General features: G+C 63.9%; 22 protein-coding genes. 15 read left to right on the top strand and 7 right to left on the bottom strand.

The annotated features are described in order from the left end of the window. Positions 1-104: 104 nt before the first annotated feature. Positions 105-371 (bottom strand): TfoX/Sxy family protein, encoded by a 267-nt coding sequence (locus tag B7G53_RS19335; protein WP_096670748.1) that lies wholly within the window; start codon positions 369-371, stop codon positions 105-107. Between the two features lie 40 nt (positions 372-411). Here B7G53_RS19335 and B7G53_RS19330 point away from each other — a divergent pair, with 40 nt between their 5' ends. After that, entirely contained in the window at positions 412-1008 is a 597-nt protein-coding gene (locus B7G53_RS19330; protein ID WP_096670746.1) for a TetR/AcrR family transcriptional regulator, read from the top strand. Positions 1009-1154: 146 nt separating this feature from the next. After that, positions 1155-2144: an MBL fold metallo-hydrolase gene (locus B7G53_RS19325; RefSeq protein WP_096670744.1), complete on the top strand. Its 990-nt coding sequence runs from the start codon at positions 1155-1157 to the stop codon at positions 2142-2144. 187 nt (positions 2145-2331) lie between these two features. Here the strand turns inward: B7G53_RS19325 and B7G53_RS19320 are convergent, their stop codons facing one another. Beyond that, complete coding sequence (locus B7G53_RS19320; protein ID WP_096670742.1) at positions 2332-2736, bottom strand: BLUF domain-containing protein; 405 nt, start codon at positions 2734-2736, stop codon at positions 2332-2334. A gap of 78 nt (positions 2737-2814) precedes the next feature. Here B7G53_RS19320 and B7G53_RS19315 point away from each other — a divergent pair, with 78 nt between their 5' ends. Further along, positions 2815-3576, top strand: coding sequence for a Crp/Fnr family transcriptional regulator (locus B7G53_RS19315; RefSeq protein WP_255250092.1), 762 nt, complete (start codon positions 2815-2817; stop codon positions 3574-3576). Between the two features lie 387 nt (positions 3577-3963). Here B7G53_RS19315 and B7G53_RS19305 read toward each other — a convergent pair whose 3' ends face one another. Then, entirely contained in the window at positions 3964-4881 is a 918-nt protein-coding gene (locus B7G53_RS19305; protein ID WP_255250091.1) for a DUF6279 family lipoprotein, read from the bottom strand. Between B7G53_RS19305 and glmU the strand changes: the two genes are divergently transcribed. After that, a complete protein-coding gene (gene glmU, locus B7G53_RS19300) occupies positions 4880-6319 on the top strand; it encodes a bifunctional UDP-N-acetylglucosamine diphosphorylase/glucosamine-1-phosphate N-acetyltransferase GlmU (RefSeq protein ID WP_096670736.1) in 1440 nt (479 codons plus the stop codon). The two genes, B7G53_RS19305 and glmU, sit on opposite strands and share 2 nt — an antisense overlap. Before the next feature lie 85 nt (positions 6320-6404). On the opposite strand, the gene B7G53_RS19295 is transcribed toward glmU, so the two are convergent. After that, the gene (locus B7G53_RS19295; protein WP_096670734.1) at positions 6405-6887 is read right to left on the bottom strand and encodes an Lrp/AsnC family transcriptional regulator; all 483 of its coding nucleotides are present in this window, start codon (positions 6885-6887) and stop codon (positions 6405-6407) included. Between the two features lie 146 nt (positions 6888-7033). Here B7G53_RS19295 and glmS point away from each other — a divergent pair, with 146 nt between their 5' ends. Further along, positions 7034-8881 carry a glutamine--fructose-6-phosphate transaminase (isomerizing) gene (glmS, locus tag B7G53_RS19290; RefSeq protein WP_096670732.1) on the top strand — a complete coding sequence of 616 codons (1848 nt, stop codon included), beginning with the start codon at positions 7034-7036 and terminating at the stop codon, positions 8879-8881. A 272-nt stretch (positions 8882-9153) separates the two neighbouring features. On the opposite strand, the gene B7G53_RS19285 is transcribed toward glmS, so the two are convergent. Further along, positions 9154-10047, bottom strand: coding sequence for a LysR substrate-binding domain-containing protein (locus tag B7G53_RS19285; protein ID WP_096670730.1), 894 nt, complete (start codon positions 10045-10047; stop codon positions 9154-9156). Positions 10048-10208: 161 nt separating this feature from the next. Here B7G53_RS19285 and B7G53_RS19280 point away from each other — a divergent pair, with 161 nt between their 5' ends. The 6 genes from B7G53_RS19280 (at position 10209) to B7G53_RS19255 (ending at position 15763) form a co-directional block, all read left to right on the top strand. Next, positions 10209-10958, top strand: coding sequence for an SDR family NAD(P)-dependent oxidoreductase (locus B7G53_RS19280; protein ID WP_096670728.1), 750 nt, complete (start codon positions 10209-10211; stop codon positions 10956-10958). Positions 10959-10996: 38 nt separating this feature from the next. Continuing rightward, positions 10997-11986 carry a TRAP transporter substrate-binding protein gene (locus tag B7G53_RS19275; protein ID WP_096670726.1) on the top strand — a complete coding sequence of 330 codons (990 nt, stop codon included), beginning with the start codon at positions 10997-10999 and terminating at the stop codon, positions 11984-11986. A gap of 61 nt (positions 11987-12047) precedes the next feature. After that, complete coding sequence (locus tag B7G53_RS19270) at positions 12048-12575, top strand: TRAP transporter small permease (protein ID WP_096670724.1); 528 nt, start codon at positions 12048-12050, stop codon at positions 12573-12575. Positions 12576-12598: 23 nt separating this feature from the next. Next, positions 12599-13858: a TRAP transporter large permease gene (locus B7G53_RS19265; RefSeq protein WP_096670722.1), complete on the top strand. Its 1260-nt coding sequence runs from the start codon at positions 12599-12601 to the stop codon at positions 13856-13858. Positions 13859-13901: 43 nt separating this feature from the next. Then, positions 13902-14759: a transketolase gene (locus B7G53_RS19260; RefSeq protein ID WP_096670720.1), complete on the top strand. Its 858-nt coding sequence runs from the start codon at positions 13902-13904 to the stop codon at positions 14757-14759. Continuing rightward, positions 14756-15763, top strand: coding sequence for a transketolase family protein (locus B7G53_RS19255; protein ID WP_096670718.1), 1008 nt, complete (start codon positions 14756-14758; stop codon positions 15761-15763). The genes B7G53_RS19260 and B7G53_RS19255 overlap by 4 nt, the downstream gene beginning before the upstream one ends. Positions 15764-16196: 433 nt before the next feature. On the opposite strand, the gene B7G53_RS19245 is transcribed toward B7G53_RS19255, so the two are convergent. Further along, on the bottom strand, positions 16197-16673 hold the full coding sequence (locus B7G53_RS19245) for an FKBP-type peptidyl-prolyl cis-trans isomerase (RefSeq protein ID WP_096670716.1): 477 nt from the start codon (positions 16671-16673) through the stop codon (positions 16197-16199). A 53-nt stretch (positions 16674-16726) separates the two neighbouring features. Continuing rightward, complete coding sequence (locus tag B7G53_RS19240; RefSeq protein ID WP_096670714.1) at positions 16727-17629, bottom strand: LysR family transcriptional regulator ArgP; 903 nt, start codon at positions 17627-17629, stop codon at positions 16727-16729. An 82-nt stretch (positions 17630-17711) separates the two neighbouring features. Here B7G53_RS19240 and B7G53_RS19235 point away from each other — a divergent pair, with 82 nt between their 5' ends. From B7G53_RS19235 to B7G53_RS19220, 4 genes are all read left to right on the top strand, one after another. Then, positions 17712-19001, top strand: a complete 1290-nt coding sequence (locus B7G53_RS19235) for a D-amino acid dehydrogenase (RefSeq protein WP_096670712.1) — start codon at positions 17712-17714, stop codon at positions 18999-19001. 357 nt (positions 19002-19358) lie between these two features. Then, positions 19359-20597 carry a PQQ-dependent sugar dehydrogenase gene (locus tag B7G53_RS19230; RefSeq protein ID WP_096670710.1) on the top strand — a complete coding sequence of 413 codons (1239 nt, stop codon included), beginning with the start codon at positions 19359-19361 and terminating at the stop codon, positions 20595-20597. 87 nt (positions 20598-20684) lie between these two features. Beyond that, positions 20685-21023: a c-type cytochrome gene (locus B7G53_RS19225; protein ID WP_096670708.1), complete on the top strand. Its 339-nt coding sequence runs from the start codon at positions 20685-20687 to the stop codon at positions 21021-21023. A gap of 142 nt (positions 21024-21165) precedes the next feature. Continuing rightward, complete coding sequence (locus B7G53_RS19220; RefSeq protein ID WP_096670706.1) at positions 21166-23289, top strand: TonB-dependent receptor family protein; 2124 nt, start codon at positions 21166-21168, stop codon at positions 23287-23289. Positions 23290-23327: the final 38 nt, after the last annotated feature.

The raw sequence follows: 23327 nt of genomic DNA, 5'->3' as shown, positions 1-23327 counted from the left end.
TCTTGCAAGGCCAATTGCACGAACTCGCGTTTGGTGTCCATCAGGTCTCTCGGTTGCCAGGGCATGCGCTTCTCCTTGCGCCAATGGCGCTGAAGAAGTGTTTCCTATGTCTCCGAACACCTGTTTCGTATGTGTCCTGTCCATACAGCCTGGTAGACAAAAGGCGCACAGCCCGCGGCTTCGAACAGTCCGCGGGTTTCCTCGTCCGCCTTGAGCCAGAGGGTGTCACCCCGGCCGAGGTCGGCCAGCAGCGCGATGTTGAGCCCCCCGGTGCTGATGCCAAAGCCGCCAAACATGCGGCGTGCCGTGCACGGCCCGGCGCTGGCGAGCAGCTCGCAGCAGTAGTGGGCAAAGGACAGGTCGGCAGGCATGCCGCTACTTTAGCGCGGCCGGCGTGCTTCACAATAGCGCATGGCCCGCCCCAAATCCGCCACCCACGAGCTCCAGCGCGAGGCCATCCTCGACGTCGCCGCCCAGTGTTTTGCGCAGCGCAGCTACATGGCCGCCAGCATGAACGACATCGCCGCGGCTTGCGGCACCTCCAAGGCCAGGCTGTACCACTACTACGGCAGCAAGGAAGCCATCCTGTTCGACCTGCTGGACCGCTACACCCAGCACCTGCTGGCCATCATCGGCCAGACCGAGGCCAGCGCCCAGCGCAAGAACCTGGACGACCGTGCCGCCCTGCACGAACTGATCCGCAACTTCCTGGACCAGTACGAAACCTCGGCCACGCGCCACAGCGCCCTGCTGGGCGACACCAAGTTCCTCGGGGACGTGCAGCGCGAGCTGATCCTGGACCGGCAGCGCGACGTGGTCTCGGCCATGACGCGTTTTCTCAAGCGCGCTTACCCGCAGCGCATCACACCCGCCAACCAGACGGCCGTGACCATGATGCTGTTCGGCATGATCAACTGGACCTTCACCTGGATGCGTCCCGACGGGCCCATGAGTTACCGCGACTATGCCCAGGAGGTGGTCGCCATGCTCGAACGCGGACTGTCCTGACTGTCGCAGCACAAGGGTGAAGGTCAAGGGCTGAAGGGTTTTGGGGGTTTGGGGGTTTGGGGTTTTACTATTCGTAATAAGTTACGTATAGTAAAATTTCAACAATTCAGGCCGTGCTCTCGGCCCTTCCCAACGGAGACTCCCCCATGTCCAAAGCCTTTGCCTCGCAGTCCGACCTCACGGACAAAAAGATCACTTTTGAGCAGCTCAGCGCGCACTGCTGGGCCTACACCGCCGAGGGCGACCCGAATTCCGGCGTGATCATTGGCGACAAGTTCATCATGGTCAGCGATGCAACGGCCACCCCGGCCATGGCACAGGACCTGATAACGCGCATCCGCGCCATCAGCGACAAGCCCATCAAGTACGTGCTGCTGACGCACTATCACGCAGTACGCGTGCTGGGCGCCAGTGCCTATACCGCCGAAGGCGCGACCGAAGTCATCGCCAGCCAGGGCACCTACGAGCTGATCGTCGAGCGCGGCGCCCAGGACATGCAAAGCGAGATGGAGCGGTTCCCGCGCCTGTTCCGCAACGCCGAAAGCGTGCCCGGCCTGACTTGGCCGACCATGATCATTGCCGGCGGCAACCCGGTCAAGGGCGAAGTCCCCGGCAAGCTGGTGATCGACCTCGGCGGCGTGCGGGTGCAGATCTGGCACCCGGGCCCAGGCCACACGCGCGGCGACACGATCGCCTGGGTCGAGGAAGAAAAAGTGCTGTTCTCCGGCGACCTGGTCGAGTACAACGCCGGCGTTTACACCGGTGATGCCCAGCTCGAAGAGTGGCCCGCCACGCTGGAAGCACTGCGCGCGCTGCGGGCCGAAGCCATCGTGCCCGGCCGCGGCGAGGCGATGAAAGGGGCCGCCGAGGTGAACAAGGCCATCGACTACACCAAACAGTGGGTCGAAACCCTGTTTCGTTGCGGCAAGGAAGCGGCAGCCGCGAAGATGGACCTGAAGGCGGCGATGGATCACACCCGCAAGAGCATGGACCCGATTTTTGGCCAGGTGTTCATTTACGAACACTGCCTGCCGTTTGACGTGAGCCGCGCCTACGACGAAGCCAGCGGCATCAAGAATCCGCGCATCTGGACGGCCGAGCGTGACAAGGACATGTGGGCCGCGCTGCAAGCCTGACCCTGTTTCTCGGCGGCGCGCGGATTAACCTCACAGTTTTTCGCTTCGATCCCCGCAAGCGGGGCCCCTCGCAGGTCGAAAAACTGTTCGCCACGCATCTGGACGGTCGAGCGTGACAAGGACATGTGGGCCGCGCTGCAAGCCTGAGCCTTTTTCTCGGCGGCAATCTGGCTGGCCGCCGGCGGTGTCAGCCGTCCAGATCCAGCGTTGGTTGCAGCGCCAGAAACTGGGCCAGTGCCGCGTCGGCGCCGGCGTCCCGCAGCCGGGCCAGCACATCCACGTCCTCGACGGCGGTGTAACCGAGGCCAAAATGCCTGAAGCGGCGCTGCGCGAGCGGGCCGTGGTACAGGATGTCGACATCAACATGCCGCGGATCCTGGCGGATGCGTTCGGTCAGCGCCAGCACCGCCTTGCGCGGCCCCTCGATGTGCTGGCAAAACTGCATGCCGTCAAACACCAGCAGACCGGTGATGCCTGCGGCCTGGTTGGCCTTGCGTGCCTGGGAGGCGATGCTGGCAACCACCTTGAGCGGCGCGTCGGGCGCGAGGGTGCTGAGGTACAGCACTTCATGCAATTCGGGTACTTTGTTCATGGATGGCGTGTAATGTAGCCAGCGGCCCCGGGCGCCACAATGTCAAAAGACACTGGGTTTCGGTATTAAAATTTTTCGGTGCACTTCATCCCCCTGTCGGGCGCCAGCCCCTGTCCCCGCCGCTGCGCCAATTGCGGGCTGCGCGCCACCCAGGCCTTCACGCCGGTGTCGCCGCAGGAGCTGGCTTTTTTCGAGTCGTTCCGAAGCGGTGCGGCCGTTGCCCTGGCCGGCAGCGCCATCATTTCGGAGCAGAACCCCAACGGCAAGCTGTTCACCCTGTATGCCGGCTGGGCCTTTCGCTACAAAACCCTGAGTGACGGGCGGCGGCAGATTCTCAACTTCCTGCTGCCCGGCGACCTCATCGGCTTGCAGCAGGAGTTTGCCGACGGGGCCTCGCATGGTGTGGAGGCGCTGACGGATACGGCCCTGTGCGTGTTTCCGCGAGACGGTTTGTGGGACCTGTTCCGGCAGTTTCCCAGCTTGGGCTACGACGTGACCTGGTTGTCGGCGCGCGAAGAGGGCATGGTCGATGAGGGCATGTTGACGACAGGCCGGCGCAATGCCACCGAGCGCGTCGCGATGCTGCTGATCCATCTTTACCGGCGGGCCGAGCGGGTGGGGCTGGTGCAGGATGGGGCCATGGCTTTTCCCATCAACCAGCAGCACATCGCCGACGCGCTGGGCCTGTCGCTGGTGCACACCAACAAGACCCTGCGGCGCCTGCAACAGTTGGGGCTGCATGAGCTCAAGGGCGGGCAATTGTCCCTGCTCAACCCCAAGGCCCTGCACCGGATTGCCGATTATTACGACCTGCCGATGCGCAAAGTGCCAATGCTTTAGGGCCTGTAGGACGCGTCTGACAACAAGCGGCAAGGCGTGATGACAGGACCCGCCTGCTCATCTTTTTAGGCTAGGCCTTGAGGTGCCATTGAATGTGTTGTTCTGACACATGGATTTCCCGCCTCGGGAGCTTTTCTTGAACAGCAATCACATTTCCCCGGCACGCCGTCTGCAGCAACAGCCGCAGCACCCCGCGAACCGGCAGCAGCAGCAAAGCAGTGGCTCCGGCGAATTCCAGCCACGCCGCCTCAGGCAGGCGGGAGAACCCTCTTCTGCCTTCCTGGCCAACCGCAACCCCCCGCAGCGGTGAGGGTCGCCGCGCCATCTGCCGCTGGCAGCCCTGCCAGCCAGGACCCACCATGAACGGCGAGGCAGCGGCCTTGGCACTCAGCGCCGGGCGACCAGAATGCCGAAGTCCTGCGCGTAGCCCTGCAGGGTTTGCACTGCCTTGGCGCGTTGCGCCGCCGTGGTGCTGTTGTGCAGGGCCGCAAAGGTTTTGCAGCTGTCGCGTGTCAGCCGCTCCTGGTAGTTGCGGTAGGCGGGGTCGGGCGAATTGACGGCTCGCTCGACGTACGCCTGCATGAGCGGCCTGGCCTGCTCGGAGGTGGCGCGGCCGGCGATCAGCGGCCCCAGGCTCTGCAAGGCATCCCGCTGGCGGCGCTGGTATTCGGCCAGTGAAAGCCGGGCATCAAACACCGACTGCGTGATCCGGCTGCGCAGCACCGCCAGTTGCTTGTCATCCAGCGTGCCGTACAGCATCTCGGCGCGGCTGACTGCCTTCTTCAGGCGCCGGTTGATCAGGTCGTCGGGGCTGCCCGCGAGAAAGTCGTCACGGTACTCGGCGTTGAGTTTCGAGAATTTCCGCTTCAGGGCGTCCAGCTGTTCCGGCCCCAGCGTGCCCACCACGCTACCCATGGCGGGCACGGCGCGGTCCGAAATGGCTTGCAGCCGGGTTTTCACCTCCTCGAAGATGCCACAAGCACGCGCCTCGTCGATCTCGGCGGGCAGCCAGGCCGTCCATTGCTCCAGCGTTTCAACATACGCCGGCAGCTGTGTCTGCCGGTGCCACTGATGGAGGCGGGCCAGTTCTTCCCGGACCAGAGGCTTTTGCGTGTCGTCGAATTCGAAGTAGCTGTTGAGCTGCCAGTAAGCCAGCTCGGCCGCCTGGTTGTAGGCCAATTTCACCGCACTGCAGGCCAGCAGCGACCCGCCCAGCAGCAGCACACCGATAATCTGTGTGCTGCGTTTCAGTCCCGGCCCGGCCGGATGCCACCTTCGAGACCCCCAATTCACAGGAAACTTCATGGCCATTTCAGTTCCAGTTGATGTCGTCATCATGGCCGCGGGCAAGGGCACGCGGATGAAAAGTGCATTGCCCAAAGTGTTACACCGATTGGGCGGCCGTGCTTTGCTGGCGCATGTGATTGACTGCGCAGCGCGGTTATCGGCCCGGCAGGCGGTGGTCATCACGGGCCACGGTGCCGGCGAAGTGGAGGCTGCTTGCAACAGCATGACGCAAGCCGCTGCCGGCGTGCATGCCGTGCCCAGGCTGCAGTTCGCGCGGCAGGAACCCCAGCTGGGCACAGGCCACGCGGTCCAGCAGGCGCTGCCGCTGCTGGCGGACGACGGCGTCACGCTGGTGCTGTCGGGCGACGTGCCCCTGACGCAGGCGGCCACGCTGCAGGCCCTGCTGGCGCAGTGTGACGGCCAGCGCCTGGCCCTGCTCACGCTGAGCATGGCGGACCCGACCGGTTACGGGCGCATCGTCCGCGCCGGCGCAGAGGCCTCCGCCCAGGTGCGCGCCATCGTCGAGCACAAGGATGCGACGGACGCCCAGCGCGAGATCCGCGAAATCTACAGCGGCATCATGGCCGTGCCCACGCGCCTGCTGCGCAGCTGGCTGGCCCGGCTGGACAACAAAAACGCGCAGAACGAGTACTACCTGACCGACATCGTGAAGTTTGCCGTTGCCGACGGCGTGGCCGTGGTCGCGCACCAGATCACGGATGCTGCGCAGGTAGCCGGTGTCAACAGCCCGGTGCAGCTGGCGGAACTCGAACGTGTGTACCAGCTGCGCCAAGCCACGGCCCTGATGGAGCAGGGCGTGCGGCTCGCCGACCCGGCGCGTTTTGACGTGCGAGGCACGCTGGCCTGCGGGCAGGACGTGGAGATTGATGTGAACTGTGTGTTCGACGGCGAGGTGACGCTGGGCAACGGGGTGCGCATAGGCGCCAACTGCTGCATAGCCAACGCGACGATTGCCGCCGGCGCGGTGATCCACCCCTTCACCCACATCGACGGTGAAAAGCTCGGCGTGCAGGTTGGCGAAGGCGCGCTGATTGGCCCGTTTGCCCGCCTGCGCCCCGGCGCGCAACTGGGCGCCGAGGTGCACATCGGCAACTTTGTCGAGGTGAAAAACGCCACGCTGGCCAAAGGCGCCAAGGCCAACCACCTGGCCTACCTCGGTGACGCCACGGTGGGCGAACGCGTCAACTACGGCGCCGGCAGCATCACGGCCAATTACGACGGCGCCAACAAACACCGCACCGTGATCGAAGCCGACGTGCACATCGGCAGCAACTGCGTGCTGGTGGCCCCCGTCACGATAGGCGCCGGCGGCACCGTCGGCGGCGGCTCGACGATCACCAAGGACACGCCGCCCGGCGGCCTCAGCGTGGCGCGCGGCAAGCAGGTCAACATTGCCAACTGGCAGCGGCCGGTCAAAAACAAGCCCAGCGCCTAAGTGCAGCAGGCGGACCCGGCCCCGGCAGCGCAGCTGCCGGGGGGTGTGAGTTTGCTATTGAATAAATAGCTGGTGGCGCCCGAATCTATTGGGCCAGAAGCAGTTTTGGTTCAAACTTCGAGCGCTTCAAGCTGAAAAATGCCTTCACGTTGCGCACATTGGCGTCGCTGTTGAACAGCCGCTGCGCGAGTGCCAGGTAAGCCGGCATGTCGCGCACATGCACCACCAGGATGAAGTCCGGGCCCGGCGAGACGCGGTAGCACTGCTGGACGGCGCCATCGAGCACCACCCGGGCTTCAAACACTTCCTGCTGTTCGGTGCCCTGCCGGTCAAGCGTGATTTCCACCAGCGCCGTCAGGCCGTGGCCCAGGGTGTCGGCCAGCTTGTCGGCGTGGAGGATGGCGATTTCGCGTTCGATCAGGCCGGCGTCACGCAAGCGCTTGATACGCCGCAGGCAGGTGGGCGGTGAAATATGGACGCGTGCGGCCAAGGCCTGGTTGCTCTGCGAGGCATCGTCCTGCAAGGCTTCAAGCAGTTTGATGTCAATCCCATCGATGGAAATATTCATTTTTATTCCATAAATTTACTAATTAAGAAATATTATTCCATGAATGCATTTTTATGGAATTTAATTTCATTAAAGAAGAAATTTAGATGATTTAAAAAAACAGGAAACGCCTAGCATCCGCCTATTGTTTTTCTCAGGAGCGGTTTATGTGCGGCATTGTGGCGTCGGTTTCGACAAGAAATATTGTTCCCATCCTCGTGCAGGGCCTGCAACGGCTGGAGTACCGCGGTTATGACTCCTGCGGGGTCGCCGTTTATGCGGGTGGCCTGAAGCGGACGCGCAGCACGTCCCGCGTGGCCGAGTTGATGGAACAGGTCAGCGCGGAACAGCTCGAAAGCGGCACCGGCATTGCCCACACACGCTGGGCCACGCATGGCGCGCCCGCCGTGCACAACGCCCACCCCCACTTCAGCCATGGCACCGGGGCGACCGCGCACAAGCCGGGCAGGGTGGCGCTGGTGCACAACGGCATCATCGAAAACCACGACGAGCTGCGTGCCGCGCTGCAGGCCAAGGGTTATGTGTTTGCCAGCCAGACCGACACCGAAGTGATCGTGCACCTGATGGACAGCCTCTACGATGGTGACCTGTTCGAGGCCCTGCAAGCCACCACCGCCCGCCTGCATGGCGCCTACGCGATTGCGGCTTTCTGCAAGGACGAGCCGCACCGCGTGGTGGGCGCCCGTTCGGGCTCGCCGCTGATCCTGGGCGTCGGCAAGGACGTCAGCGAGACCTTTCTGGCCAGCGACGCGATGGCCCTGGCCGGCGTGACCGACCAGATCCTCTACCTGGAAGAAGGCGACATGGTCGACATCCAGCTGGGCAAATACTGGGTCATTGACCGTGACCACAAGGCCGTCCAGCGCGAGGTCAAAACCGTGCAGGCGCACAGCGGCGCGGCCGAGCTTGGCCCGTACCGCCACTACATGCAAAAGGAAATCTTCGAGCAGCCGCGCGCCATTGCCGACACGCTTGAAGGCGTTGAAGGCATCGTTCCCGAACTCTTCGGCGACGACGCTTACCGCGTGTTCAAGGACATCGACTCCGTGCTCATCCTGGCCTGCGGCACCAGCTACTACAGCGGCTGCGCCGCCAAGTACTGGCTGGAATCCATCGCCCGGATTCCGACGCAGGTGGAAGTGGCCAGCGAATACCGCTACCGCTCCTCGGTCCCCAACCCCAAGACGCTGGTGGTCACCATCACGCAAAGCGGCGAAACCGCCGACACGCTGGCCGCGTTGCGCCACGCGCAATCCCTGGGCATGACACAGACGCTGACCATCTGCAACGTGTCCACCTCCGCCATGGTGCGCGAGTGCAAGCTGGCCTACATCACCCGTGCCGGCGTCGAAATCGGCGTGGCCTCGACAAAAGCCTTCACGACCCAGCTGGCCGGCCTGTTCCTTCTCACGCTGGCGCTGGCGCAAAGCAAGGGCCTGCTGAGTGAGCAGGAGGAAGAGGGCCACCTCAAGGCCATGCGCCATCTGCCGGCCGCCCTGCAAGCCGTGCTGGCGCTGGAGCCGCAGGTCATCAGCTGGGCCGAAGATTTTGCCAAGATGGAAAACGCCCTGTTCCTGGGGCGCGGCCTGCATTACCCGATTGCGCTCGAAGGCGCGCTCAAGCTCAAGGAAATCAGCTACATCCACGCCGAGGCCTACCCGGCCGGCGAACTCAAACACGGCCCGCTGGCGCTCGTTACCAGCGCCATGCCGGTGGTCACCGTCGCGCCCAACGACGCCTTGCTGGAAAAACTCAAGAGCAACATGCAGGAAGTGCGGGCGCGTGGCGGCGTGTTGTACGTGCTGGCCGACGCCGACACCAAAATAGAGAGCGGCGACGGCATCCACGTCATCCGCATGCCCGAGCATTACGGCGCCCTGAGCCCGCTGCTGCATGTGGTGCCGCTGCAGTTGCTGGCGTATCACACAGCGGTGGCACGCGGCACGGATGTGGACAAGCCGCGCAATCTTGCAAAGAGCGTGACCGTCGAATGACGGGAACGGCGCGCGAAAGCGCGCTGCGCGGTTTGGTGGACGCTCACTTCCCGCCGGGAAGTTAGGCGGCTGCACAAGCCAAGAAACCTGGCGAAATCCGTCACCGTAGAGTGACGGATTTGCGGCTGCATGAAATTATTCCGAGCAATTAAAGTCGTAAACACGGCTCCAGCATCCAGGCGGGTTTGCGGGTCGTGGGATTTTCGAGACGGACGGCTGGAGGTTGTGCCAGCCCGAAGTATGGTTTCTTGCGCTGATCGAACGAGGGTCAACTAACGACCCGCCGACCGAGCCGCTTCGCGATGGAGCCACGACAGAAAAGCCTCCACCGCGGGTCGCTTGGCATGCCGCACGGGGTAGACCGCGAAGTGGGCCTTGACCCGAATCGCCTTGTCGAGACCGAACACCGGCCGCAGTTTTCCCTCGGACAGATGCAATCCACCGATGGTGGTGCTCTCGAGGGCCACCCCCAGCCCTTGGGTAGCAGCATCCAGCGACATCTGAGCGCGGTCGAAGCGCACCGGAAAGCGGTCAGGCGCGCGCTGATTTGAAAACGCTGCGAACCAGTCGGGCCACTGGACCACGCTGACATTGCTCTGAATGAGTGGCACCTCGGTCAATTGCTCTATCCGCTTGAGACGGTGTTCTTTGATGAACGCCGGGCTGGCCAGCGGAACGATGCGTTCCTCGAACAAGGGTTCGACAATCAGATCGTCCCACGGGGGCACGCCGTAGCGGATGTCAATATCCGCCTGTCCCAGCGCGAAGTCGCTTCGGGTGTGGGCGGCCGATAGATTCAGTGCGATGTTCGGAAAAGCCTCGGAAAATGCCCGCAGCCGCGGCATGAGCCAAAGACTCGCAATGCTGGGCGCGCAGTGCACATACAGACTGTTTCCCACGCCCTGGCGCAGGTCCTCCGTCGCTGCGGCGATGGCCGACAAGGCGCCACCCACCCGCGCCAGATACTGCTCGCCCGCTGCACTCAGGCGCACACCGTGGGCGCTTCGTTCGAAAAGTCGCACGCCCAGGTGGCTTTCCAGCCGCGCCACCTGGTGGCTGATGGCTGATGCGGTCAGGTGCAGTTCAGCGGCGGCGAGGGCGAAGCTTCTGCGACGTGCGACAGCTTCAAAAGCAAGCAGGTTGGGAGCGGGCGGTACGGCGGGCATGGGGTGAACCCTGACTTAAGGTGACGAACTGTCATCTTAAGCTGAAAACACATCGCTTGTTTTAAACCTAGCCGTCGAAGATCATTCGCAGCACGAACCGGGAGCCCGCGATTGCTGCAGACCCCGGCTGTTCAAAACAATCCCCAATGGAGACAACTCAGATGCTGCTTAAAGACAAGGTCGCCGTGATTACCGGCGGTGCAGGTATCAACGGCTTGGGCTTTGCCACCGCCCGCCAGATGGCCGCGCAGGGCGCCCGCGTGGTCATCATGGACTTGGCGCGCGCCGAGCCCGCCGCGGCCGCCGCGCGCCTGGGCGCCGGCCACCTGGGCTTTGTGGCCGACGTGACGGACAAGGCCGCCTGCGAGGCCGCCACCGCCAAGGTGCTCGAGGCTTTTGGCCGCATCGACATTCTGGTGAACAACGCCGGGATCACCCAGCCGGTCAAGACGCTGGAGATCACCGGTGCCGACTACGACCGCATCCTGGACGTGAGCCTGCGCGGCACGCTGTACATGTCTCAGGCCGTGCTGCCGGCCATGCGCCAGCAGCAGGCGGGCTCTATCGTTTGCATCTCGTCGGTGTCCGCGCAGCGTGGTGGCGGCATCTTCGGTGGTCCGCATTACTCCGCGGCCAAAGCCGGCGTGCTGGGTCTGGCCCGCGCCATGGCCCGCGAATTCGGTCCGGAGGGCATCCGCATCAACTGCATCACGCCCGGTCTGATTGAGACCGACATCACGCAGGGCAAGCTCTCGCCCGAGCAAAAGAAGGAAATCGCCCAGACGATTCCACTGAACCGCCTCGGTCGCGCCGACGACGTGGCCGGCGTCTGCGTATTCCTGGGCAGTGACCTGTCGGCCTACTGCACTGGCGTCACGCTGGACGTGAACGGCGGGATGCTTATTCATTGATTCATCAGTTCCAGCAATTACAACCAAGGAGACAATCCATGCAACGCAAGACTTTCACCCGTACCCTGATCGGCCTGACCGCCTGCGCCGTGCTGCCGCTGGCCGTCCAGGCCCAGGCCATCAAGCTCACGCTGGGCCACGGCGCCGCACCGGGCAATCCACGACACGAAGCATCCGTTAAATTCGCCGACGTCCTGAAGGCCAAGACCGCTGGCCGCATCGAGGTGCAGGTGGCCCCGTCGGCGCAGCTGGGTGATGACGCCGCGATGATGACGGCATTGCGCACCGGCGCACTGGACATGTCGGCCAATTCCCAAGGCGCTGTGGCCAATACCGTGGCTGAATACAACGCCTACGGCATGCCGTTCCTGTTCTCGACGCCCGCTGCCGCTTTCAAGTTGCTGGACGGTCCGCTGGGCAAGGAGCTGGCCGACCGATCTCTCGAAAAAGGCATGGTCCTTTTGGGAACCTGGGATAACGGCATCCGCCACATGACCAACAGCAAACGCCCGATCAACAAGGTCGAGGACATGAAAGGCCTGAAGATGCGCGTGCCGCCCGATGCGACGCTGGTGGACATCATGAAGTCCTTGGGCGCGGAGTCGCAGCAGGTCAAGTTCGCCGAGCTTTACGTCGCGTTGCAGCAAGGTGTGGTCGATGGTCAGGAAAACCCGCTGGTGAACATTCATGCCAGCAAGCTGTACGAGGTCCAGAAGCACCTCGCACTGACCAGTCACCAGTTCCAGATGACGCCTTTGCTTATGAGCAAGCGAACCTGGGACAAGCTCTCCGACGCTGACAAGAAGGCCGTGCAGGAAGCAGCCGTCGAGGCCACCGCCTTGCAGCGAAAACTGTCTCAGGAGGCCGATGACAAGCTGCTGGCGGACCTCAAGGCCAAGGGCGTGCAGGTGACCACGCCGGACCAGGCCGCCTTCGCCAAGGCCACGGCCGAGGTGACCGACAAGTGGATGGCCAGCAACATCGGCACATACGTCAAGAAGGTTGTCGCCGCGGCGCGCGCGAAGTAATCCTGCCTTGCGGCGCCCTGCAGCAAATGCGCGGGCGCGCCCTCATTCTGGAGAAGTCGTAATGAAAACCACCGAATACAGCGCGGTCGACCGCAGCGTGGCCGTCCTTTGCCGTGTCGTGCTGTGGCTGTCCACCGCGGTGATCTTCGTGATCCTGGTTGCCAACACTGTGCTGCGGTACGCCACCGGCTCCAGCGTGCAATGGGCCAATGAGGTGCCCGAGTTGCTGTTCCCCTGGCTGGTGATGGCTGGCGTGGTGCTCGCGTCCCTGCAAGGCGCGCACATCGCCACCACCTTCCTGATGGAGGCGGTGTCCGGCCGCGCGCGACGCATCACCGCCACGCTCAGCTGGTTGGTGGTAGCCGGCCTCTACTTCACGCTTGCCGTCGCCACTTTCCGAATGCTGGACGTGGTGCATGACGAGAAGTCTCCCATCCTGCAAGTGCCCGGCTCCATCACCTATGCCTGTGTGATGGTTGGAATGGCCTTGCTGGGGCTGCTGGCTGCGCAATCGGCCTGGCGCGCCTGGTTCATGCAGGTGCAGCCCAGCGAATCCGTCGGCGACCAAGTCCCTACGGCGCACTGGTAACACGCCACCCCACGAAAGAACTCATGAGCGCACTGATCCTCCTCGTTTTCATGGTCACGGCCGTGGCCGCCATGCCCATCGCGCACGCGCTGCTGGCGGCAGCCATGGCCGCGGCCGCTACCTCTGACAAGGTACCCCTCGACCTGCTCGTGCAGCAGATGGTGGCGCAAGTCCAGAGCTTCCCTTTGATCGCCATCCCCTTTTTCATGCTGACCGGCACTCTCATGATGGGCGGCAAGCTGGGCGAGGCGCTGGTGGGGGTGTTGTCCGCGCTGATCGGCCGTTTCCACGGCGGACCGGCGCAGGTAGGCGTGCTGTCGTCCACGCTGTTTGGCGGTGTGTCGGGCTCGGCGGTTGCCGACGCCTCGGCGATCGGCTCGCTGATGATCCCCTGGCACAAGCGGCTGGGCTACCCGCCGGCATTCTCGGCGGCCACGCTGGCGGCGGCGGCCACGATCGACATCCTGATTCCACCGTCGATCCCGATGATCCTGTTCGCGCTGACGTCCAACGCCTCGATCGCTTCGCTATTTGTCGCTGGGGTGCTTCCGGGGCTGTTGATGTGCGGCGGCTTCATGGCCGCGTGCTGGTGGGTGGGCTGGCGTCGCCAACTGCCGCGCGACACTTCGCCGTTCAACCGCGTCGCGTTCAGCCGGCACATGCTCTATGCGTCGCCAGCCGTCGTGCTGCCAGTGCTGATCATCATCTTCCTGCGCTTTGGCATCGCCACGCCGACCGAAGTGGCAGTGCTGTCCACGCTGTACGCCGGCCTGGTGTCGGCCCTGATCTACCGCGACCTGGGCTGGAAGCGACTGAACAACGCGATCGTTCAGGCGGGCTTGGCCACCGGCGTGGTGCTGCTGGTGATCATGGCCTCAGCTGCCATCGGCTGGCTGCTTACCTACGACCAGATGCCGCAGGGCATCGCCCAGTGGGTGCAGGCCAACGTCCATGTCAAATGGCTGGTCATCCTGCTGATGAACCTGATGATGCTTTTCCTGGGCATGTTTATCGACCTGCCGGCCGCGATATTGCTGCTGACGCCCGTGTTCGTGCCGCTGGCGCAAAGCATTGGCATGGACATGACGCAGCTCGGAATCATGATGGTTGTGAACCTCGCCATCGGCCTGTACACCCCTCCTGTCGGAACCACCTTGTTCATCACCAGCGCACTGGCCAAGGTCAAGGTGGGGCAGACGGTGCGCGAACTGGGTCCTTTCTACCTCGTGGCGTTCGGCGTGCTTGCCCTGGTGTCCTACGTGCCGGCCAGCATCGTGCGCTGAAGCCGAACTATCCAATTTTCATTTTTTAACAGGAGTCATTTCAATGAACCATTCCTCCACGATGCTGGCCTCGGCCGCGTGGCGCATCCGCCGCTATGCCGTGCGTATGGGCGAGGTGCAGGGACAAGGCTACATCGGCCAGGCGCTGGGCTGGGCTGACGTGCTTGCCGTAGCCTACCGCCACGCGCTGAATCTGCGCCCCCGGGACCCTGAATGGGAGGGCCGCGATCGTTTCCTGCTTTCGCACGGCCACTATGCCATCGCTCACTACGCCGCGCTGATCGAGGCGGGCGTGATCCCCGAGAGCGAGCTTGAGACCTACGGCAGCGACGACAGCCGCCTGCCCATGTCGGGCATGGCCAGCTACACCCCGGGCATGGAAATCTCCGGCGGTTCGCTGGGTCAGGGCCTTGTGATCGGCGTTGGTATGGCGCTGGGACTCAAGCACAAGAAGAATCCGGCCTTCATCTACAACTCCATGTCCGACGGTGAGCTCGACGAGGGCTCGACCTGGGAGGCGGCCATGGCCGCTGCGCACCATCGCCTTGACAACCTGATCTGCCTGGTCGACGTCAACAACCAGCAGGCAGACGGCCCCTCGACCGCGGTGCTGGGTTTCGAGCCGCTGGCGGACAAATGGGCGGCCTTTGGCTGGCATGTGCAGCGCGTGAAGGGCAATGACCTGTCCGCAGTGCATGCCGCTTTTGACACCGCCCGCGCTCTGAAGGAGGGTAAGCCTCGCGTGATCCTGTTCGATACGCTCATGGGCAAGGGCGTGCCCTTCCTTGAGCAGCGCGAGAAAAACCACTTCATTCGCGTCGATCCGCCCGAGTGGCAGCAGGCCCTCGACATTCTGGATCAAAACCAACCCACCCCTTACGTCGCAGGAGCATCGGCATGAACACCGTCGTAGAGAAAAAGCCTCGCCTCACCACCTCGGCGATGATCGCCTCCATCGCTTCAGAGGGGCAGCGCGTGAAGGCTGCTCCGTTTGGCAAGGCGCTGGTGGAATACGCGGCCTCGCGCACCGATGTCGTCGGCTTGACTGCGGATCTGGCCAAATACACTGACCTGCACCTGTTCGCCCAGGCCTATCCTGAACGCTTCTTCCAGATGGGGATGGCCGAGCAGCTTCTCATGGGAGCAGCCGGCGGCATGGCGAAGGAAGGGCTGGTTCCGTTTGCCACCACTTATGCGGTCTTCGGGACACGACGGGCCTACGACTTCATCCACCAGGTGATCGCCGAGGAGAACCTTAACGTCAAGATCTGCTGCGCGCTGCCCGGCCTGACCACCGGTTACGGTCCTAGCCACCAGGCGACCGAGGACTTGGCCATGATGCGCGCCATACCTGGGCTGACCGTCGTTGATCCGTGTGACGCGCTCGACCTCGAACAGGCAGTGCCGCAGATTGCCGAACACAAGGGGCCGGTTTATATGCGCATACTTCGAGGGAACGTGCCGCTGGTGCTTGATGAGATTGAAGGCTACAAGTTTGAGCTGGGCAAGGCCAAGATGCTCCGCGAAGGCGCCGACGTCTTGGTGATTGCCAGCGGCATCATGACCATGCGCGCACTGGAAGTCGCCAAGGACCTGGCCGCAGACAAGGTCGACGTCGCAGTGCTGCACTGCCCGACAATCAAGCCGCTGGACGAAGCAACCATCGTGGAGGCCGTGCGCTACAAGCACCGGCTGGTGGTGGTGGCTGAAAATCATTCTGTTGTCGGCGGCCTTGGGGAAGCTGTGGCTAGCGCGCTGCTCCGCCACAGTGTCCAGCCGGCAAGTTTCAAGCTAGCCGGCTTGCCGGATGCGTTCTTGGATGCCGGCGCTTTGCCTACGCTCCATGACCGCTATGGCATCAGCCGCGAAGTGTTCGGCTCACGCATCAAGGCTTGGTTGGGCTGAAGTCTTGCGGTATTTCTTGATCTCACCAGTGCCGGTGAAAGACCCCCATCCCAGGGTCAAGCGTGGTGGCGATCGGGTTCTGCCTGTGATGTAGCGCTTGTTGAGTCTGAGGGTGTCCAGCTTGGGCTGATGCTGATTGCGACTTCAGGCACGGTGCACGCCGGTTTTCTTTTGCCGTTGGCCGAGCGCACCCGCGCTGACCCCAGCCACGAAGGCAGGACTGCTGCGACAGGTTTCTCCTGCAAGTACCAAGCGGAGATTGTTGATGAACCCTAAGCGCATGCAGCAACTTTCCGTGCATGACTGGCAACCGGTTTTTTGTCCAGCTGGCCGGCGGCGACCGTGAGGTGGACTGCAAGATGGGCGCCGGCAGCCTCATGCTCAAGGCCTGTTACCTCAGGAAGGCCTGAGGCGGCCTGCCTGACCCTTCAGTTCAGTGGTGATGCCCGTGCTCGCCATGCACATGGCGGTGCGCAATTTCTTCATCGCTGGCCTTGCGCACATCGGTAACGGTCAGGCTGAAACGCAGCGCCTTGCCGGCCAGCGGGTGGTTGCCGTCCATCATGACGGTGTCGCCCTTGATTTTTGTCACGGTGAAGGCATGCGTCTTGCCGTCGTTGTCGCGGCCTTCGAGCTGGCCGCCGACTTTCACGCCGGGCGGGAACTGGCTTTTTGGAATGGTTCGCAGCAGCGCTTCGTCACGCAGGCCAAAGGCGTCTTCGGGTTGCAGTTCCAGCGTGGTCTGGTAGCCGCGTGTTTTTCCTTCCAGTGCTTCCTCGATCTTGGGCAAGGTGTTGCCATACCCTCCGTGCAGGTAAACCATGGGCTCCTTGCTTTCTTCAATCAGCTTGCCCCCGATTTCGGAGACCTTGAAGCGCAGGGTCACGGCGGTGTCTTTTTCGATGTTCATGGCGGGTCTTGGTGGAATGACAAACCGCCATTTTCGCGCAAAGACGGCCGGGCTCAGTGCAGCAGCTTGTCGGCTTCGGAGGTCAGCGCGGCGGAGATCGAGTCCAGCACAGCCGATTCCAGGTTCCAGCAGTGCCAGAACAGCTGCACCGGCAGCGTGTGCTGGGGCGCGACATTGACCAGCTCGCCGTCGTCGATCAAGCCGCGCACGAGAAGCTCCGGCAACACGCTGACCCCCCATCCAGCCAGGGCGGCGCGCAGCTGCCCCTCGGAGCTGGGGACAAACAGCTGGCTCAACGAAACCCGCTTGAGGCCGACGGCCCGGGCGACAAACTCGCTTTGCATGTCGTCCTTGCGGTTGAACGCCACATAGGTGAGGGCGCGAAAATTCGACGCGTCCAGCCCGCCGGGCAGGTGGTTTTTTGCATAAGCCGGCCCGGCCACGGCGACATAGTTCATGGCGCCGAGCTGGGCCACCTTGCAGCCGCGCAGCGCCTGCTTCAGGGTGGTGACGCAGCCCAGCACATGGCCCTGGCGCAGCCAGTCGTGCGTGAAGTCCTGGTCGTCGACGATGATCTCGACGGGCAGGCCCTGTCTGACGAGGCCGGTCAGGGCGTCCAGCGCCCAGCTTGCAATGCTGTCCGCGTTGACCGCAATCGAGATGCGCTCTTCCTCGCGGACGCCGCCCGACAGGCCCGGCGCCAGCTCCTTGAGGTCGCGTTCCAGGTCGGCGCGTATCAGGCGAAGCTGGCGTGTGTGTTTGAGCAGCAGTTTGCCGGCCGAGGTGGCTTGCAGCGGCCGGCTGCGCACGATCAGGATGGCGCCGACCTGGCCCTCCAGCACCCGCAGGCGCTGCGAGATGGCCGATTGGGTGACGTTCAGACGCTGGGCGGCACGCTCAAAACCGCCTTCTTCGACAATGGCGGCCAGGCATTCGAGGGCAAGGGGATCGTACATAGGCTTATTAGCCTTCCTAATGATTTGCCAAAGAGTTTAACGATACTGTTAATTTGCGGCAAGCTCCTCCAGACTAGCGCCCATGAAAATCATTGTGATGGGCGCCGGAATCATCGGTGTCAGTACGGCCTGGCATTTGGCCCAGCGCGGGCACGAGGTGACGGTGGTCGAACGCCAGAGCGGCGCCGCCATGGAAACCAGTTTTGCCAATGCCGCGCAGATCTCTGTCAGCTACTGCGAGCCCTGGGCCAACCCGGAGGCGCCGGCCAAGCTGCTGAAATGGATGTTTCGCAGCGATGCACCGTTGCTGTTCCGGCCCCGGCTGGACTGGCGCCAGTGGCGCTGGGGCCTGGAGTTTTTAAGCCAGTGCAGCGACACGGCCTTTCGCCGCAATGTCGAGCAGATCGTGGCGCTGGGCGCCTACAGCCACGCAGCGCTCAAGGACATCGTGCAGGGCACCGGCATTGCCTACAACCGGCTGGAGCGCGGCATCGCGCATTACTACACCGACCAGAAGTCGTTTGACGCAGCGGCCGAGGCCGCCGCGCTGATGCGCAGCTTCGGCGTGGACCGCCAGGTGATCCGCCCCAGCGAGCTGTTTGCCATCGAACCGGCCTACCGCTCGTTTGCCGATCACATCGTGGGCGCCACCTACACCGCCAGCGACGAAAGCGGTGACGCGCGGGTGTTCACCCAGGAACTGGCGCGTCGGTGCGCAGCGGCCGGCGTGCAGTTTGTCTACGAACACGACATCGTGCGGCTGGAGAAAACCGGCGGCGAGATCAGCGCGGTCAAGCTACGGAAGCGCAGCACCGGCGAGTTGCTGTCGTGGCGTGCCGACGCCTTCGTGGTGGCCTGTGGTTCCTGGTCGGCCCCCTTGCTGCGCACGGTCGGTGTGGACCTGTCCATTTATCCGGGCAAGGGCTACAGCGCCACCTTCAAGCTGCTCAAGCCCGAACTCGCGCCCTGGGTCAGCACCATCGATGACGAGGTCAAGTGCGCCATCAGCCGTCTGGGGGACACCCTGCGTGTCGCCGGCACCATCGAGGTGGCGGGTTACAGCCTGTCGCTGGACACGCCGCTGGCCAGGGCGCGCTGCCAGATGCTGGCCGACCGCATCGAGCAGGTGTTGCCGGGCGTGTGCGACACCCGCAATGAGGCACAGGGCGGCCAGCCCAACTTCTGGGCAGGCCTGCGTCCCGCGACGCCAACCAACATTCCCTGCATCGGCAGGACCCAGGTCGGCAAGCTCTGGGTGAACGCCGGCCACGGAACGCTGGGCTGGACCCACGGCGCCGGGTCGGGCAAGGCCATCGCCGAGCTGATCGACGGGCAACGGCCGGAACTCAGGTTTGGTTTCCTCGGGATTTGATGCCGCGCAGCGTGATTGACATGGATCATGCGCGGCAGAAATAGCCCCTAGGGTAAACACCGCTCTGGCGTGAAATCCGGGCCGCGCGACCTTCGTCACTGCTTGCCAGGAAAAAAAGGCAGGACTAGCATTCGTTCCAACCTGTCAAGGCTGGCTGGGCGCATCGGGGCGGGCGCAGAAGGCAACGCTTTCTCGCGAAGTTCCTGGAGGGAAAGTGCCTCCTGTATTTTCAGGTTCAGTGCTGCGCGGGTGACTTCCATCCGCGGAAACTCGGCATCTGTTTATATCGAGGAGGCTGTTGTGGATACAAAAACAAGGTCTTGTGCGCTTGCCGCTGCACTTCTGGGTCTGGCAGGCATGGCGATGGCTCAGGTGCCGCCGGCGGCTCCAGTGGGGCCGCCGGCGAACATCGAAAAACTCAAGCAGATGAAGGTGGCGACGACGGACCTGAACATTCCGGTCGTGCCGCAGACCGGGCCGAATGCGGACGCCATCCGCGAAAACCTCAAGCGCATCAAGCTGCCACCAGGCTTCAAGATTTCCCTGTACGCGGTGGTGCCCGATGCCCGCCACATGGCGGTGGCGCCGTCGACCAACATGCTGTTTGTCGGCACGCGCAAGACCACGGTCTGGGCCGTGACCAACCGCAACAGCGGCGAGATGGCCACCGAGGTGAAGTCGTTTGCGCCCTCGCTCAAGTTCAGCGTGCCCAATGGGGTCTGCTGGACGCGGGACGGTTTCCTGATCGTGGCCGAACACAACCGGGTGCTCAATTTTCCGGCGGCCGAGTTTTTCTATGAAGGCCCGGACGTGGCGGTCATCGAGGTGGTGCCGCAGGGCAAGCTGATTCCGGTGGAGGAAGAAAGCTACAACCACGGCGCGCGCACCTGCCGGGTCGGCAAGGACGGCATGCTGTACATCACGCTGGGGCAACCGCACAACGTGCAGCCGCGCGACAAGCTCAAGCTGTATGACGGGCTGGGCATCGGCGGGATTGTCCGCATGAACCCGTTTGACGGCAGCAAGCGAGAGGTCTATGCGCGCGGCATCCGCAACTCCGTGGGGCTGGAATTCAATCCGAAGAACAATGAGTTGTGGTTCACCGACAACCAGACCGACGGCATGGGCGACCTGATTCCCGCCGGTGAAATCAACCGGGTCACCAAGGCCGGCCAGTTCTTCGGTTACCCCTGGATCCAGGGCAAGACCCGCATCACCGAGCATGGTTACGACAAGGACCCGCTGCCACCCAATGTGACCGCTGCCGAGGTCCTGACCGACGCGCATGCAGCCGATCTGGGCCTGACCTTCTACACCGGCAAGAAATTCCCGGCCAAGTACCAGGGTGGCATCTTTTCGGCACAGCACGGTTCCTGGAACCGCACCGAGCCGATAGGCGCGCGCATCATGTTCACCAGCCTCAAGGCCAACGGTTCGGCCGACAAGACCGAGGTGTTTGCCGAGGGCTGGCTGGACCCCGAGACGCGCCAGTACCGCGGCCGGCCGGTGGACGTGGCCAACCTGCCCGACGGCTCCCTGCTGGTGTCGGACGATTTTGCCGGCGCGATCTACCGCATCAGTTACACCGGACCCTGAGCCAGGCGTTGGCGTTCGATCTCAATCTCATCGTGCAGCGCGCCTGAACCGGCGGTTCGGGCGCGCTGCTTTTTCGAAAGGCCCGCGATGACTTCTTTTTCGACGCTGGCGAGGCTTGGCCTGCTGATGGGCTGCGCCATGGCGCAGCCCCTGGTTGCCCAGGCGCGTGACCCGGTGGCCGGCCAGGCGCGGGCGGCGGCCCTGTGTGTCACCTGCCACGGCCCGCTGGGCCTGAGCCAGTTGCCCAATGCGCCCAACCTCGCAGGACAGCCGGCCATCTACACGGTGGAGCAGCTGAAAAACTACCGCAGCGGCAAACGCCAGCACGAGGTGATGGGCGTGATTGCCAAACCGCTGACCGACCAGGAGATCGACGACCTGGCCGCCTGGTACGCGTCGATACAGATTTCAGTGACCCCGAAGTAGGGGGCCTCTGGAAGGCCCCGCCTGCTCGAGGTCTGCATGCCCTACCATCCGGCATCTGCCTTTTGTCGTTTGCCATTTGCCATTTGCCATTTGCCATTTGCCATTTGCCATTTGCCTTGGGGGTGATGGCGCAGGAAGCACCATGACCCGTTTATTCTCCTGTCCGCACGCCCTTGCCGCCGCCCTGGTGGCGGGCTGGGTGGCGCCGGCGCCGGCCAGCGCCCAGACGCTCGCACCCATCAGCGTTACGGCCACACGCACGGAACTGCCGCCCTTCGACGTGCCGGCCTCGGTCGATGTGCTCGACGGCGAGCGCATCCGCAGCGATGGGCGCGCGCAGCTCAACCTGTCGGAAAGCCTGACGCTGGTGCCCGGCCTGCTGGCGCGCGACCGGCAGAACCAGGCGCAGGACCTGCAACTGTCGGTGCGCGGGTTTGGCGCGCGTTCCACCTTCGGCGTGCGCGGCGTGCGCCTGTATGTGGACGGCATTCCCGCGACCATGCCCGATGGCCAGGGCCAGCTCTCGCACATCGACCTCGCGTCGGTCGGCCGCATCGAGGTGCTGCGTGGGCCTTTTTCGGTGCTGTACGGCAACTCGTCGGGCGGTGTCATGCAGGTCTTCACCGAAGAAGGCCAGGGCAGCCCGGTGGTGAGCAGCAGCGCGGCGACAGGCTCCCATGGCCTCAGGCGTTTCGACATGAAGGCCAGCGGTGCCGCCGGGGCGCTGGGGTATGTGCTGAGCGCCGGGCGCCTGAGCACCGATGGCTATCGTGCGCACAGCTCCGCCGAACGCGAGGGGGCCAACCTGCGGCTGGACTGGGCGCTGGACAGCGATCGCAAGCTGACCCTGCTGGCCAATACCGTGTCGGTGGAGGCGCAGGATCCGCTGGGCCTGAGCCGCGCGCAGTTCGATGTTGCACCGCGCAGTGCCGATGCCTCGGCGACCACCTTCAACACCCGCAAGACCGTGCGGCAGAGCCAGCTCGGCGCGGTGTATGAGCATCGGGTCAATGCCGACAACCAGCTGCGGCTGATGATGTATGGCGGCGAGCGTGCCACCACGCAGTTCCAGGCCATTCCGACGGGGCCTCAAAACAACCCCTTGCACCCCGGCGGCGTGATCGGGCTGGACCGTAACTACGGCGGTCTCGATGCGCGCTGGACCACACGCACGGCGTTGGCGCAGCGCCCGCTGGAAATTGTCAGCGGCCTGGCGTATGACACGATGAACGAAACGCGGCGCGGCTGGCAAAATTTTCAGGGCGCCACGCTGGGCGTGCAGGGTGCCTTGCGGCGCGAGGAAGACAACCGCGTCACCAGCCTCGACCCCTATGTTCAAGCGACCTGGAAGCCAGACGCGCGCTGGACCGTGAATGCCGGGGTGCGCCACAGCCTGGTGCGCTTCAGTTCCGCGGACCGTTACATCGTCGGGACCAATCGCGACGACAGCGGCAGCGTGCGCTACAGCGCCACCCTGCCGGCCGCCGGCGTGACCTTTGCGCCGTCGGAACAGTGGCGGGTGTACGCGGCGGCGGGACGTGGTTTTGAAACACCGACCTTCAACGAGCTGGCTTACCGGCCGGTCGGCACCGGGCTGAACTTTGCGCTGCGTCCGTCACGCAGCGACAACCTCGAGGCGGGCGTCAAATGGCACAGTGTCGCTGGCACCCTGCCCCGCGTCGAATCCACGTTGGCGGTTTTTCACACCGCGACCCGGGATGAAATTGTCACGCAGAGCAACATCGGCGGACGCAGCACCTTCCAGAACGCCGGTGCCACGCGCCGCCGCGGGCTGGAACTGGCCGGCAGCATCACGCCGGCACGCCACTGGCTGGCGCAGCTGTCCTATACGCTGCTGGACGCCAGGTACCGCGATGCCTTTGCCTGTATCGGTGGCCAGTGTCCGGCCGCGCTGGTGCCCGCCGGCAATCGCATCCCGGGGACGGCCCGCACGGCGCTGGCGGCCGAGCTGGGCTGGCGGCCGCCCACCGGCTGGCGCGCCGGTGTCGACGCGCGTTACCTCGGCAGCGTGGCCGTCAACGATTTCAACAGCGATGCGGCGGCGTCCTTTGTCACGCTGGGCGCCCATATCGGCTACGTGGCCGAAATCAATCGCTGGACCCTGTCGGCCGCAGCCCGCCTCGACAACCTGACCGACCGCAAGTACGCGGGCTCGGTCATCGTCAACGAAGGCAATGGCCGCTATTTCGAGCCGGCCGCCGGCCGCAACCATGTGTTGAGCGTGTCCGCCAGTTACCGGTTTTAGGCGGCGCGGCACAATAACCGCTCCGCACCATGCCCTGA

Source organism: Polaromonas sp. AET17H-212, from assembly GCF_002379085.1.
Classification (GTDB): domain Bacteria; phylum Pseudomonadota; class Gammaproteobacteria; order Burkholderiales; family Burkholderiaceae_C; genus Polaromonas.
This window is presented reverse-complemented; position numbering and strand designations above follow the sequence as displayed.

What these genes read in the sequence shown, in the direction of transcription:
- B7G53_RS19335 (WP_096670748.1), bottom strand. Translation starts at nt 371, where the DNA reads ATGCCTGCCGACCTGTCCTTTGCCCACTACTGCTGCGAGCTGCTCGCC.
- B7G53_RS19330 (WP_096670746.1), top strand. Translation starts at nt 412, where the DNA reads ATGGCCCGCCCCAAATCCGCCACCCACGAGCTCCAGCGCGAGGCCATC.
- B7G53_RS19325 (WP_096670744.1), top strand. Translation starts at nt 1,155, where the DNA reads ATGTCCAAAGCCTTTGCCTCGCAGTCCGACCTCACGGACAAAAAGATC.
- B7G53_RS19320 (WP_096670742.1), bottom strand. Translation starts at nt 2,736, where the DNA reads ATGAACAAAGTACCCGAATTGCATGAAGTGCTGTACCTCAGCACCCTC.
- glmU (WP_096670736.1), top strand. Translation starts at nt 4,880, where the DNA reads ATGGCCATTTCAGTTCCAGTTGATGTCGTCATCATGGCCGCGGGCAAG.
- B7G53_RS19305 (WP_255250091.1), bottom strand. Translation starts at nt 4,881, where the DNA reads ATGAAGTTTCCTGTGAATTGGGGGTCTCGAAGGTGGCATCCGGCCGGG.
- B7G53_RS19295 (WP_096670734.1), bottom strand. Translation starts at nt 6,887, where the DNA reads ATGAATATTTCCATCGATGGGATTGACATCAAACTGCTTGAAGCCTTG.
- glmS (WP_096670732.1), top strand. Translation starts at nt 7,034, where the DNA reads ATGTGCGGCATTGTGGCGTCGGTTTCGACAAGAAATATTGTTCCCATC.
- B7G53_RS19285 (WP_096670730.1), bottom strand. Translation starts at nt 10,047, where the DNA reads ATGCCCGCCGTACCGCCCGCTCCCAACCTGCTTGCTTTTGAAGCTGTC.
- B7G53_RS19280 (WP_096670728.1), top strand. Translation starts at nt 10,209, where the DNA reads ATGCTGCTTAAAGACAAGGTCGCCGTGATTACCGGCGGTGCAGGTATC.
- B7G53_RS19275 (WP_096670726.1), top strand. Translation starts at nt 10,997, where the DNA reads ATGCAACGCAAGACTTTCACCCGTACCCTGATCGGCCTGACCGCCTGC.
- B7G53_RS19270 (WP_096670724.1), top strand. Translation starts at nt 12,048, where the DNA reads ATGAAAACCACCGAATACAGCGCGGTCGACCGCAGCGTGGCCGTCCTT.
- B7G53_RS19265 (WP_096670722.1), top strand. Translation starts at nt 12,599, where the DNA reads ATGAGCGCACTGATCCTCCTCGTTTTCATGGTCACGGCCGTGGCCGCC.
- B7G53_RS19260 (WP_096670720.1), top strand. Translation starts at nt 13,902, where the DNA reads ATGAACCATTCCTCCACGATGCTGGCCTCGGCCGCGTGGCGCATCCGC.
- B7G53_RS19255 (WP_096670718.1), top strand. Translation starts at nt 14,756, where the DNA reads ATGAACACCGTCGTAGAGAAAAAGCCTCGCCTCACCACCTCGGCGATG.
- B7G53_RS19245 (WP_096670716.1), bottom strand. Translation starts at nt 16,673, where the DNA reads ATGAACATCGAAAAAGACACCGCCGTGACCCTGCGCTTCAAGGTCTCC.
- B7G53_RS19240 (WP_096670714.1), bottom strand. Translation starts at nt 17,629, where the DNA reads ATGTACGATCCCCTTGCCCTCGAATGCCTGGCCGCCATTGTCGAAGAA.
- B7G53_RS19235 (WP_096670712.1), top strand. Translation starts at nt 17,712, where the DNA reads ATGAAAATCATTGTGATGGGCGCCGGAATCATCGGTGTCAGTACGGCC.
- B7G53_RS19230 (WP_096670710.1), top strand. Translation starts at nt 19,359, where the DNA reads ATGGCGATGGCTCAGGTGCCGCCGGCGGCTCCAGTGGGGCCGCCGGCG.
- B7G53_RS19225 (WP_096670708.1), top strand. Translation starts at nt 20,685, where the DNA reads ATGACTTCTTTTTCGACGCTGGCGAGGCTTGGCCTGCTGATGGGCTGC.
- B7G53_RS19220 (WP_096670706.1), top strand. Translation starts at nt 21,166, where the DNA reads ATGACCCGTTTATTCTCCTGTCCGCACGCCCTTGCCGCCGCCCTGGTG.